General features: G+C 63.9%; 8 protein-coding genes and 1 pseudogene. 4 read left to right on the forward strand and 5 right to left on the reverse strand.

Annotated features, from left to right (window positions below; genetic code table 11):
• Positions 1–52 precede the first annotated feature (52 nt).
• On the forward strand, positions 53–3505 hold the full coding sequence (gene dnaE, locus RMN73_RS07725) for a DNA polymerase III subunit alpha (RefSeq protein ID WP_309602740.1): 3453 nt from the start codon (positions 53–55) through the stop codon (positions 3503–3505).
• A 263-nt stretch (positions 3506–3768) separates the two neighbouring features.
• Here dnaE and mtgA read toward each other — a convergent pair.
• A pseudogene (mtgA, locus tag RMN73_RS07730) lies at positions 3769–4497 on the reverse strand (monofunctional biosynthetic peptidoglycan transglycosylase); the annotation flags it as partial.
• A 56-nt stretch (positions 4498–4553) separates the two neighbouring features.
• Between mtgA and alaS the strand changes: the two are divergent.
• Positions 4554–7211, forward strand: a complete 2658-nt coding sequence (gene alaS / locus RMN73_RS07735) for an alanine--tRNA ligase (protein WP_309602741.1) — start codon at positions 4554–4556, stop codon at positions 7209–7211.
• Here alaS and RMN73_RS07740 read toward each other — a convergent pair.
• The 3 genes from RMN73_RS07740 to RMN73_RS07750 form a co-directional block, all read right to left on the reverse strand.
• The gene (locus tag RMN73_RS07740; protein ID WP_309602742.1) at positions 7208–7486 is read right to left on the reverse strand and encodes a hypothetical protein; all 279 of its coding nucleotides are present in this window, start codon (positions 7484–7486) and stop codon (positions 7208–7210) included. The genes alaS and RMN73_RS07740 overlap by 4 nt on opposite strands.
• A gap of 150 nt (positions 7487–7636) precedes the next feature.
• A complete protein-coding gene (locus tag RMN73_RS07745; protein WP_309602743.1) occupies positions 7637–9397 on the reverse strand; it encodes a cation:proton antiporter in 1761 nt (586 codons plus the stop codon).
• A 215-nt stretch (positions 9398–9612) separates the two neighbouring features.
• Complete coding sequence (locus tag RMN73_RS07750) at positions 9613–10824, reverse strand: NADP-dependent isocitrate dehydrogenase (protein ID WP_309602744.1); 1212 nt, start codon at positions 10822–10824, stop codon at positions 9613–9615.
• A gap of 121 nt (positions 10825–10945) precedes the next feature.
• Here RMN73_RS07750 and RMN73_RS07755 point away from each other — a divergent pair, with 121 nt between their 5' ends.
• Both RMN73_RS07755 and RMN73_RS07760 read left to right on the forward strand, forming a co-directional pair.
• Positions 10946–11671, forward strand: a complete 726-nt coding sequence (locus RMN73_RS07755; protein WP_309602745.1) for a phosphatidylserine decarboxylase — start codon at positions 10946–10948, stop codon at positions 11669–11671.
• A complete protein-coding gene (locus tag RMN73_RS07760) occupies positions 11668–12495 on the forward strand; it encodes a phosphatidylcholine/phosphatidylserine synthase (RefSeq protein WP_309602746.1) in 828 nt (275 codons plus the stop codon). The genes RMN73_RS07755 and RMN73_RS07760 overlap by 4 nt, the downstream gene beginning before the upstream one ends.
• On the opposite strand, the gene RMN73_RS07765 is transcribed toward RMN73_RS07760, so the two are convergent.
• Complete coding sequence (locus tag RMN73_RS07765) at positions 12425–12649, reverse strand: hypothetical protein (RefSeq protein ID WP_309602747.1); 225 nt, start codon at positions 12647–12649, stop codon at positions 12425–12427. The two genes, RMN73_RS07760 and RMN73_RS07765, sit on opposite strands and share 71 nt — an antisense overlap.
• Positions 12650–12844 lie beyond the last annotated feature (195 nt).

The raw sequence follows: 12844 nt of genomic DNA on the forward strand, positions 1-12844 counted from the left end.
ATAAGTGCCGCGCGGCGGTGGCGCATCGTCGCGCACCTGTCATAGTGGCGCGATGTCCGGTCCTTACGTTCCCTTGCGCGTCTTTTCCTGCTTCACGATGCTTGAAGGGGCGATCGAGCCCAAGGCGATCGCCAAGCATGCCGCGCGGCTCGGTTTCCCCGCCGCCGCCTTGGTCGATCGCAATGGGCTGTACGCCGCCATGCCGTTCGGCGAGGCGTGCAAGCAGGAAGGCGTGCAGCCGATTGTCGGCGCCCTGCTCGGGGTGTCGCGGCCAGCGGATATCGGGCCCAAGGGCAAACTCGACTGGCTGGTGCTGCTGGCGCAGGATGAGGCGGGTTACGCCAACCTCTGCAAACTGGTCAGCCAGGCGCATCTCGACCGGCCAATTACCGAGGAACCGCACGTCGCGTTCGACGCGCTGGCCGGCAGCACCGACGGGCTGATCGCGCTGACCGCTGGCGGGGAGGGGGCGCTCGCTCGCCTCTTCGCCGATGGGCAAATCGACAAGGCCAAAGCTTATGCGCAACGTTTGGTCGCGTTGTTTCCGGGGCGGCTGTATATCGAGCTTTCGAGGCGCGGGGATGCGGTCGAGCAATCGGCCGAGGCGGCGCTGATCGATCTCGCTTACGCCACCGACTTGCCAATCGTCGCCACCAATCCGGCGCATTATGCCGACCCGTCATTCCACGCCGCGCATGACATCATGCTGTGTATTGCCAATTCGACCTATGTCGAAAATGGCGACCGCCCGGTGAGTTCGCCCGAGGCGTGGCTCAAGCCCGGTGCCGACGTCGAGGCGTTGTTTGCCGACTTGCCAGAGGCCATCGCCAATACGGCCGTGATCGCCCAGCGCTGCGCCATCGCCGCCCCCAACCGCAAACCGATCTTGCCACGCCTTAGCGACGATGAGGATGAGACGCTGCGGCGCGAGGCGCATGCCGGGCTCGAGGAGCGGATTGCCGGGCGCGATGAGGCCGGCAAGGCAGCATACCGTGACCGCCTCGACTTCGAAATCGACGTCATCACCCGCATGGGCTTCGCGGGCTACTTCCTGATCGTTGCCGACTTCATCAAATGGGCCAAGACCAACGACATTCCGGTCGGCCCGGGGCGCGGATCGGGCGCGGGTTCGGTGGTTGCGTGGTCGCTGACCATCACCGACCTCGACCCGATCGAACTCAACTTGCTGTTCGAACGCTTCCTCAACCCGGAACGCGTCTCGATGCCCGATTTCGACATCGATTTCTGCGAAACCCACCGCGACAAGGTGATCACCTATGTCCAGTCGAAATATGGCCGTGACCGGGTGGCGCAGATCATCACCTTCGGGCGGCTGAAGGCGCGCGCGGTGCTCAAGGACACCGGGCGAGTGCTGCAGATGAGCTATGGCCAGGTCGACCGCCTCGCCAAGCTGATCCCCAACCATCCAACCGACCCGTGGACGCTCGACCGCGCGCTCAATGGCGTCAGCGAGATGGCGGCGGAATATAAGAATGACGCGGGCGTGCGCCGCTTGCTCGACCTGGCGATGAAGCTTGAAGGCTTGCCGCGCCACAGTTCGACCCATGCCGCGGGCGTGGTGATCGGCGACCGCCCGCTCGACGAGCTGGTCCCGCTGTACCGCGATCCGCGCTCCGACATGCCGGTAACCCAGTTCGACATGAAATATGTCGAGGCGGCGGGGCTGGTGAAATTCGATTTCCTCGGGTTGAAAACCCTCTCGGTGTTGAAGGAAGCCCAGCATCTCCTGGCGCGGCGCGATGTCACGGTCGATTTCGACCAGCTGACGTGGGACGATCCGGCGGTCTACCAATTGCTCCAGCGCGGCGACACCGTGGGCGTATTCCAATTGGAATCCGAAGGCATGCGCCGTACGCTCGCCGGCGTTCGCCCGACCGGCTTCGGCGACATCATCGCGCTGGTCGCGCTTTATCGCCCCGGCCCGATGGACAATATCCCCTTGTTCGGCGACCGCAAGAATGGTCGCCAGGCAATCGCTTACCCGCACCCAATGCTCGAAGCGGTGCTGGCCGAAACTTACGGCGTCATCGTTTATCAGGAGCAGGTAATGCAGGAGGCGCAGGTGCTCGCCGGCTACAGCCTGGGTGAGGCCGATCTACTCCGCCGCGCGATGGGCAAGAAAATTCAGTCGGAAATGAACGAGCAGCGCGCGCGTTTCGTCTCGGGCGCCGCCGCCAACGACATCGCGCCGCCCAAGGCTAACGAACTGTTCGACTTGATCGACAAATTCGCCGGTTACGGCTTCAACAAGAGCCATGCTGCGGCTTATGCCGTGGTCGCGTATCACACCGCTTGGCTCAAGACGCACCACGCCCCCGAATTCTTCGCCGCGTCGATGAGTTTCGATATGGCGCAAACCGACAAACTTGGCCTGTTCGTCGAGGATATCCGTCGCAGCCAGATCGAATGCCTCGCCCCCGACGTCAACGCGTCGCAAGCCGCGTTCAGCGTCGAAGGTGGAAAGGTTCGCTATGCACTGGGCGCACTGAAGGGCGTTGGCGAGAAAGCCATGGAGGCGCTGGTTGTCGAGCGCGAGGCCAATGGCCCATTCGCCTCGCTCGATGATTTCGCCGCCCGCATCGATCCCAAACTGCTCAATCGCCGCCAACTCGAAAGCCTCGCCGCCGCGGGCGCGTTCGACAACCTCAACCCCGACCGCGCGACAGTATTCGCGGGTGCCGAGACTATTCTCGCCCACGCTGCCTCGGCACATGACCAACGCACCAGCGGGCAGCACGGCCTGTTCGGCGGGGCATCGGGCGATCAATCGCCCGCCGCGATCCGATTGCCGAGGGATGCCGCCTGGACGCTCGCCGAGCGAATGGCGGCCGAGCGCGACGCCTTCGGCTTCTATTTCTCGGCCCACCCGGTCGATGCCCAGCGTCACTTGCTCGCCGCGCACCGAGTCAAGAGCTTCGCCGAACTCGCCTCGCTCCCCGCGCCAGCCGACGGTGGACGGTCGGCGGCGATGATGGCCGGGCTAGTCGAATCGACCAATTGGCGCACGTCGGCCAAAGGGCGGCGCTACATGATGGCGACCATTTCCGACGCCTCCGGCCAATATGTCGCGACGGTGTTCGATGCCGGGCCGTCGGCTGATCTCGAAGCCGCGGCCAAGGCTGGAACATGCGGGTTGATGACCGTCGAGCTCGACCGCCGCCCGGGCGACGAAGTGCCACGCGTCACCGTCAAGCATTTCCAGCCGATCGACAGCCTCGCCAGGAAGACCCGGCTCCAGCTCGATTTGACCGTAGTCGACGCGGGCGCGCTCGCCGCGATCATCCCCGAACTGGCCAAATCGCGCGGCGGCAATGGCCTGGTTCGTGCGACCCTGCCGATCAGCCGCAGTCGGGAGGCGGTGCTGGTCCTTGGTCGCGACTTCATGCTCGATGCCGACCTCGCGTCGCGGCTTGAGCGTTTATTGGGGGAGGGCGCGGTCACGCTATCGGCGCAGGAAGGCCCGAAGCTGGCGCTGGTCGGCTAGACCCCCGGAGGGGACGGGATTGCTGGCTCCTGGGGTGGCGGCGCTGGCTCCGCGATCGGATTGTCGATCACCACCGGATCACCCCCCACCGGCGCATCGGGTGTTCCCGGGGCTGGCGTCGGCACGTCGTCACTTGCCGGTGTGTCGACCGTCAGCTCGGGCGGAGGCGGGGTGGCGGTTTCATAATCTTCGCCTGGAACGTCCTTGGGCACCCTGGTGACCCTGGGCGGCGCCTTGTTGACCGGCGCGGTCCGGCCCGAATAGACGCATGCATCGAGGCCGTCGCGTCCAACCACGCCAACCCTGGCCGCGATCGAGTTGCCATATTTTTTGGTGAACCCCTTGGGGGCGATTGCGCCGCGCTTCTTGGGCAAGGGCAGGATCGCCGCGATCCGCGCCGCTTCGGTCGCCGACATCGCGCTCGAATCATGCCCGAAATAGCGCATCGACCCGGCGTTGGCACCATAAGTGCCGATCCCCGTCTCGGCGACGTTGAGATAGACTTCCATGATCCGGCGCTTGCCCCAGATGTGCTCGATCAGGAAGGTGAAGTACGCCTCGGCCGCCTTGCGCGGGTAACCGCCGCCTTGCCACAGGAAGACATTCTTGGCGGTTTGCTGACTGATGGTCGATCCGCCGCGAATCCGCCCGCCCGACGCATTGCGCTTCATCGCATCTTCGATCGCTTCGATGTCGAACCCGCCATGGCTGCAAAACTTGCTGTCCTCGGCCCCGATCGCGGCGCGGACCATGTCGCGGTCCATCGCGTCAAGGCTCATCCAGTTGCGCGCCGCGCCTTGCCCGGCGAACACGTCGCCAAGCATGGTCGCGGTGATCGGCGGGTTGATGAAGCGATAAGCGACGACCCACAAGATCGAGAACAGGAACAGACCGAGGATCGACTTGGCGATGAAGCGGAAGAACCCGCCGCCACCGCGGCTTCGCTGGCGACGGCGGCGAAAGTTGGGAATGCTGGTTGATCGTTGGGCCATTAGAGACCTGTTAGCCGCGCTTGCCGCAATGCAGCAACTCCCATATCTGACTCGCCATGACCTCCACCAACGACATCCGCCGCGGCTTCCTCGATTATTTCGAGCAGGCTGGGCATGCCCGCGTCGCGTCCGCGCCGCTGGTTCCGCACAATGACCCGACCCTGATGTTCGTCAACGCCGGGATGGTGCCGTTCAAGAACGTGTTCACCGGGCTCGAAACCCGGCCCTATGTCACCGCCACCTCGTCGCAAAAATGCGTCCGCGCCGGTGGCAAGCACAACGATCTCGACAATGTCGGCTATACCGCGCGCCACCACACCTTCTTTGAAATGCTCGGCAATTTCAGCTTCGGCGATTATTTCAAGGATCAGGCGATCACCCACGCCTGGACCCTGCTGACCCGCGATTGGGGCCTCGATCCCGACCGGTTGACCGTCACTGTCTATCACAATGACGACCAGGCCTATGACTTGTGGCGGAAGATCGCCGGCCTGCCCGAAAGCCGCATCATCCGCATCGCCACCAAGGATAATTTCTGGGCGATGGGCCCCGATGGCCCGAGCGGCCCGTGCAGCGAAATTTTCTACGACCATGGCGATCACATTCCCGGCGGTCCTCCGGGCAGCCCCGACGAGGACGGCGACCGCTTCGTCGAGATCTGGAACCTGGTGTTCATGCAGCACCTGCAGGAGAATGACGAGATCGTCGCCGATCTGCCCAAGCCGTCGATCGACACCGGCATGGGGCTCGAGCGGGTCGCCGCGGTGATGCAAGGCGTGACCGACAATTACGACACCGACACCTTCAAGGCGCTGATCCACGCATCGGAGGAACTGACCGGCACCCGCGCGCAGGGCGACCAGCAAGCCAGCCACCGCGTCATTGCCGATCACCTCCGCGCGTCGGGCTTCCTCGTCGCCGACGGGGTGCTGCCCGCCAATGAGGGCCGGGGCTATGTCCTCCGCCGGATCATGCGCCGCGCGATGCGTCACGCGCATCTGCTCGGCGCCAAGGATCCGCTGATGCACCGCCTGGTGCCGCAACTGGTCGCCGAAATGGGCCAGGCCTATCCCGAGCTGGTCCGCGCCCAGCCATTGATCGAGGCGACCCTGGCGCAGGAGGAAGCCCAGTTCCGCCGCACGCTCGCCAACGGTCTCAAACTGCTCGACGAAGCCACTGGAACCATGGACAAAGGCGGCACGCTTCCCGGCGCTACTGCGTTCAAACTCTACGACACGTTCGGCTTCCCCTACGACTTGACCGAAGACGCCTTGCGCGCTCGCGGCATGGCGGTCGACCGCGCCGGCTTTGATCGCGCGATGGCCGAACAGAAAGCCGCCGCCCGCGCTGCGTGGAAGGGCTCTGGCGAAAAAGCCTCCGACGAATTGTGGTATGACCTTGCCGAGGAAATCGGCTCGACCGAATTCACCGGCTACTCGGGCCACGATGGCGAGGGCGTCGTCCTGGCTTTGGTCAAAGACGGTATGCGGGTCGAGGCGGCGGGCGAGGGCGACAGCGTCTCGGTCATCCTCAACCAAACCCCGTTCTACGGCGAAAGCGGTGGCCAGGTCGGTGACGTCGGAAAAATCAGCTCTCTCAATGGTTTCGAAGGCGTGGTTGAGGACACATCGAAACCACTTGGCAAGCTCCACGCGCTTCGCACCCGCATCGCCAAGGGCAATATCAAGCCCGGCGACACGCTTGCCCAATCGGTCGATGTCGAGCGCCGCGCCGCGACCCGCGCCAACCATAGCGCCACCCATCTGCTCCACGCCGAGCTGCGCAACCGCCTTGGCGGCCACGTCACGCAAAAGGGCAGCCTGGTCGCGCCCGACCGACTCCGCTTCGATTTCTCGCACCCCAAGGCGCTGTCCCACGACGACATCGCTGCGGTCGAAACCGAGGTGAATGCCGAAATCCGCGCCAACCAGCCGGTATCGACCCGCCTGATGACCCCAGACGACGCCGTCGCGGCGGGCGCGCTGGCGTTGTTTGGCGAGAAATATGGCGACGAGGTGCGTGTGCTCAGCATGGGCCGTCTGACCGAGAAGCATTATTCAACCGAATTGTGCGGCGGCACCCATGTCGACGCCACCGGCGACATCGCCATCTTCAAGATCATCGCCGAAAGCGCGGTCAGCTCGGGCATCCGCCGGATCGAGGCACTGACCGGCGAGGGCGCGCGAACCTGGCTCAACGCCCGCGACGACAAGCTCCGCGAAGCCGCCGCCGCGCTCAAGGCTTCTCCCGATGAGGTCCCGGCGCGGGTCGCGGCCTTGGTTGAGACCGCCCGCAAGCTCGAGCGTGAACTGGCCGACGCCAAAAAAGCGCTCGCCATGGGCGGCGGCGCTGCGAGGACCGACGACGCCGGCCCCGAGCAGATCGCCGGCCATGCCTTCCTCGGCCAGGTGGTCGACGGCCTCGATCCCAAGAACCTGCGCGGTGAAGTCGATGCGATGAAGCAGCGCCTCGGCAGCGGCATCGCCGCGCTCATCGCCACCAACGACGGCCGCGCCAGCGTCGTGATCGGGGTGACGGACGACCTCGTCGGAACCGTCTCTGCCGTCGATCTGGTCAAGGCTGCGGTCGCGGCACTAGGCGGGCAGGGCGGCGGCGGCCGCCCCGACATGGCGCAAGGCGGCGGGCCAGATGGCGCGAAAGCGAATGAAGCGCTCACGGCCATTCGCGAGGCATTAGTAACGGCGGCGTCCTAATTCGTCCGCCGGCGAGCGATTGCACAACCAATTACCGACCCCGCCGCAGCCCACACGAGGACCAGGGCAAACGATGCCGCGAACAGGGGAAGATCAAAATTCTCTTCTTCCAAAGCCGCCGGAAGTGACACGATGATAAGCAATGCATAAACCCCCATTGCTATCAGAAACGGTCGCAGCCACGAGCGCCGGGTCCGCGCTTTAACTTCATGAAGCGGCTGCATTGCCGCGACGACGGTCGCGATCATGAAAACGACGATGGCGGTAAGATCCATCCAGTAGCATACCATTGCAACGGAATGTCGGCCAGTGTCAGCTGGCGCCTTAGCTTGCGCGCGATACCGATAGTGGCCCCTGGTCCCGTCATCATCTCGCAGCCCATCCGTCAGCCCTGCGGCTGCCACCTCCCCGTAGACGGGGAGGAATTATTTGCTATTGCGCACTCTTCTCCGCCCCAGCCTCGGTTCCACCTCAAGTTCCCCCGACGCCATGATCTCCCCGCGCAATTCGCTGCGTTTTTCGTGGATCGAGGCGATCACCGGCCCCATCGCCACGCCGATATCGACCAGCACCGCCTCGGACAGCTGCAACGACGCCTCCATCGCTTCGGGCACCGCATCGGTCACGCCGGCTTGGTACAATTGCGCGGCGTGGTCGGTGTCGCGGGCGCGGGCGATGATCGGGAGGTCGGGAAAGCGGTCACGGATCTGGCGGGCGAGGCGGATGATCAGCACCGGATCGTCCATCGTCAGCACCAAGGCATCCGCATCGCCCAGCCCGAGCTTGTCGATCATCGCCCCGCGCGCGACATCGCCGAACAGCACGGCATAGCCCGCTTCGCGCGCGCCAAGCACCGCGTCGATATCGCTTTCCACCGCCAGATAGGTCTTTCCATGTTGACTGAGCATGTCGGCCACCATCTGCCCGACCCGGCCGAAACCGAAGATCATGGTCTTGCCCGCCGCCGCTCCGGTCTCGACATGCGCGGTGGCATCGCGATCGACCCGCTGCGCCGCCATCCGGCCGAGCTTGGCGAGCAACGGCGTCACGGTGAGCCCGAGCGCAGTTACCGCCTGCCAGAAGCTCGCCGCCTGGGGCAGGATCACCCCCGCCGCAGTCCCCGCGCCAAGCAGGATCAGCGTCGTTTCCGACGGGCTGGCCATCACTAGCCCAGTCTCCGCCGCCACCCCAGGGCGCGACCCGCTGAGCCGGAGCAGGGTCGCGGTCACCAAAGCCTTGGCCAGCAACACCAACGCCAGCGCCGCCAGAAGCGCCGGCCAGTTGGCGAACAGCGACGGCAGGTCGAGGCTCATCCCCACGGTGATCAGGAACACCCCGAGCGCCAGCCCGCGCAGCGGCGCGGTGACATGCTCGACTTCGCTGCGATAGTCGGTTTCGGCGATCAATATACCCGCCACCAATGCTCCCAATATTGGGGAGAGTCCGACTGCACTGGTCGCCAGGCTGGCGAGGATCACGGTCAGCAGGCTGACCGCCAGGAATAGTTCGGGGCTCTTGGTCCGCGCCGCCTGCGCGAACAGGGGCGGAAGCAGGAAGCGACCCGCCACCAGCATCACCGCAATCACCAGCGCACCCTGCCAGATGACCGTCAGCAGCGCGCCCGGCTCGGCCCCGCCGCCCAGGCTGGCGAACAGGAACAATAGGGGCACCAGCGCCAGATCCTCGAACAATAGCATCGCGAACGCGGCTTTCCCCGCCGGGCTGCTCGTCCCCGCCAGGGGGATGACCAGCGCAGTCGAGGACATCGCCAGCGCCAGCCCGAGCACGATCGCCGCCGACAGCGAATTGCCCATCGCCAGCAATCCGCCGCCGATCAGCAGCGCCCCGAAGCCGAGTTCCGCCGCGCCGATCCCGAACACCTGGCGGCGCATCTTGACCAGTCGCCGGAAGCTCAATTCCAACCCGATCGCGAACAGCAACAGGACGATCCCGAATTCGGCGAACGGCTCGATCGCTGCGGGGTTGGTGATTGTCACCGCCTCGAGCCAGGGATAGCGCCCGACGTAGCTGCCTAGTCCGAACGGCCCGGCGAGGATCCCGACCACGATGAAGCCGATGATCGGCGAAATCTTGAGCCGCGCGAACGCCGGAATGACGATCCCTGCCGCCCCCAATATGGTCAGCGTGTCGCTCAATGCGGGGGTCATGTGGAATTGGCCAGCCATGGCTCGACAAGAGCATGACTGCGCCGCTTTGTCACCGCTTCAACAACGCGCTTCCAATGTAGGATTTCGTCTGCCAGCGTAACGACGCCATGACGTCATCGCACGCAAGTCCGCTCGAAGACCGCCAACGCAAAACCGCCAAAAATAGGAAAAATGGTCGCTGACCATGCGACTTTTGCGACCTTTGAGGCTTTATGAACCTCCTGCGCCGACCGTCACGCCATCGCTTTTTCGAGGTTGGAGCGGACGGCTTCGAAGAATTGCTCGGTCGTCATCCACGCTTGCTCGGGCCCGACTAGGATCGCGAGATCCTTGGTCATCGCGCCCTGCTCGACGGTCGAGACGCACACTTTCTCGAGCGTTTCGGCAAACTTGACCACGTCGGGGGTGTCGTCGAGCTGGCCGCGGAACTTGAGCCCGCCGGTCCAGGCGAAGATCGACGCGATCGGGTTGGTCGAGGTCGCCTTGCCCGCCTGGTGCATGCGGAAATGGCGGGTGACGGTGCCATGCGCCGCTTCGGCCTCGACCGTCTTGCCGTCGGGGGTCAGCAGCACGCTGGTCATCAGGCCGAGCGAGCCAAAGCCCTGCGCGACCTGGTCGGACTGGACGTCGCCGTCGTAATTCTTGCAGGCCCAGATGAAATTGCCGCTCCACTTCAAGGCAGAGGCGACCATGTCGTCGATCAGGCGGTGTTGATATTCGATTCCCGCCTCGGCGAACTTGTCCTTGAAATCGCGGTCGAAAGTTTCCTGAAAGATATCCTTGAAACGCCCGTCATAGGCCTTGAGGATGGTGTTCTTGGTGCTCAGATACACCGGCCATTTGCGTTGCAGGCCATAATTCAAACAGGCCTGCGCGAAGTCGCGGATCGACTCGTCGAGATTGTACATCCCCATCGCCACCCCGGCCGAGGGATAGTCGAATACCTCATGTTCAATCACCTGGCCGTCCTCGCCAGTCCATTTCATCATCAGTTTGCCGGGGCCGGGGACGAGGAAATCGGTCGCCTTATACTGGTCGCCATAAGCATGGCGGCCAATCACGATCGGGTCGGTCCAGCCGGGGATGATGCGCGGGATATTGTCGATCACGATCGGTTCGCGAAACACCACGCCGCCGAGGATGTTGCGGATCGTGCCGTTGGGCGATTTCCACATCTTCTTGAGCTTGAATTCCTCGACCCGCGCTTCATCCGGCGTGATCGTGGCGCATTTTACGCCGACCCCATATTGCTTGATCGCTTCGGCCGCTTCGACGGTGATCTTATCGTCGGTCTCGTCGCGCTTTTCGATGCCGAGATCGTAATATTTAAGGTCGATATCGAGGTAAGGGAGGATCAGTTTTTCGCGGATCCACTGCCAAATGATCCGGGTCATCTCGTCGCCGTCGAGTTCGACGACCGGGGTCTTCACCTTGATCTTGGCCATTGCGCGTCCTGTCATCTGCTTGAATTTGGCCGCGCATTAAGCGCCGCCATGCGCCAAGGCAACCGAAGGCCGAGACAACCGAGCGATTGTGGAACCGGCCCGGTGCCTCTAGGGAACGGGCATGCCTGCAATCGACAAACCCGACAGCCAGCTGACCGCGGTCAAGTGGCGCTTTCCCTCGGTTCACCCCGAAGGTCGCAAATTCGCGCTCATTTCGGCGTTCCTGACGCTCGCCACTTATTCGTTGGTCAGCCATTTCCTTGGGTGGCTGCTGGTCTTGGTGACCATTTGGGTCGCAACTTTCTTCCGCGATCCGATTCGCACCACCCCGACCGATCCCAAACTGATCATTGCGCCGGCCGATGGGCTGGTGACAATGATCACCCACGTCAGCGCACCGCCCGAGTTGGCGCCTGAGCTGACCGGGGATTTCACCCGCGTGTCGATTTTCATGAGTGTGTTCGATGTCCATATCAATCGCTCGCCGATTGCCGGCACGATCCGCAAGATCGCTTACATTCCGGGCAAATTTCTCAATGCCGACCTCGACAAAGCGAGCGAGGATAATGAGCGCCAGCATTTCCTGGTCGAGCGCGATGATGGGGTGAAGATCGCCTTCACCCAGATCGCGGGGCTGGTGGCACGGCGGATCATGTCGTTCGTTGCCGAAGGTGACCGCGTTGCCGGTGGCGAGCGGATCGGGCTGATCCGCTTCGGCAGCCGGGTCGACGTATTCCTTCCCGCTGGCACGGGCAGCCAGATCTTGCTCGGCCAGCGCGCGATTGCCGGCGAGACCATTCTTGGTGAGATCGGGGTCGACCCGAAGCGTTCGGGCAGCAGTCAGTGAGTCGAGCGCCCGAGCGGCACGGGCTTCCGTTCCGGGCATTCGCGCCCAATGCAATTACCGCGCTGGCATTATGTTCGGGCCTGACCGGGGTGCGGTACGCAATCTCGGCGGCCAATGGCGGGCCGGGCAGCGACAATCATTGGGCGCTGGCAATGGCGTGTATTGTCGGTGCCGGGGTGCTCGATGGGCTCGACGGGCAATTGGCGCGCTTGCTCAAGGCCAATAGCCGGTTCGGGGCCGAGCTCGACAGTCTGAGCGACAATATCGCATTCGGCACTGCCCCGGCACTAATCCTGTTCCTGTGGTCGCTCCAGGCGGCGCCGCGTTTTGGCTGGATCGCCGCACTGGCGCTCGCGGTCTGCTGCGCGCTGCGATTGGCGCGGTTCAACGCCCGCATCGACGCCGACGATCAACCGCACAAATCGGCCGGCTTCAACACCGGTGTGCCTGCACCCGCCGGTGCCGGTTTGACCTTCATCCCCATCTTCCTGTGGCTCATCACTGGCAATGACGTGTTTCGCCAATGGCAGCTGGTCATGCCGTGGACCTTGTTTATCGCGCTGCTGATGATTTCGAGCGTTCCAACCTTTAGTTGGACGTCGATCCGGATCCGTCGCGGCACCCGCCTGTTCGCACTTGCCGGGGTAGCGCTGCTAGGTGCTGCGCTGCTCAACGAGCCGTGGATTACGTTGTTAGCAATATCGACGCTTTATCTCGCGACGATCCCATTCAGCATTGCCAGCTATGCGAAGGTCAGGCAGCGGCGCGCAGGACGGGGCGACCCTCGGCCCGCTGGGCGCGTCCCTGCGGATGGCGCGAGCTGAACCGAAGCGCGGCCAGTTGCGGCTGCGGGGAAGGGGCGACACCGCGCAATGCAGCGCTGACCTTGCCAAGGCTGTCGTCGAGCGAACCAGCGATAGCGACAATCGCGGCCCAGGCGGCAGCGAGGAAGGCGATGGTGGCGATTGCAGCGATCATATTCTCATCCTTCGTTACGGCGCCTAACCAATGAGGAGCGAATTTCGTTCCATTGCGGCGTGTGGACCCTCGGTAATGCGCCAATGTTCTTCTTTTGTTCTGCGCATGTCAAGGCCTTTCACCGGGGTTGCGCTCAGCGGCACGGTTCGCTAGGGCGCGCAGCATTCCACAGGCGGAACCACCATACCGGTGCCG

This window comes from Sphingomonas sp., assembly GCF_031372575.1.
Taxonomy (GTDB): domain Bacteria; phylum Pseudomonadota; class Alphaproteobacteria; order Sphingomonadales; family Sphingomonadaceae; genus Sphingomicrobium.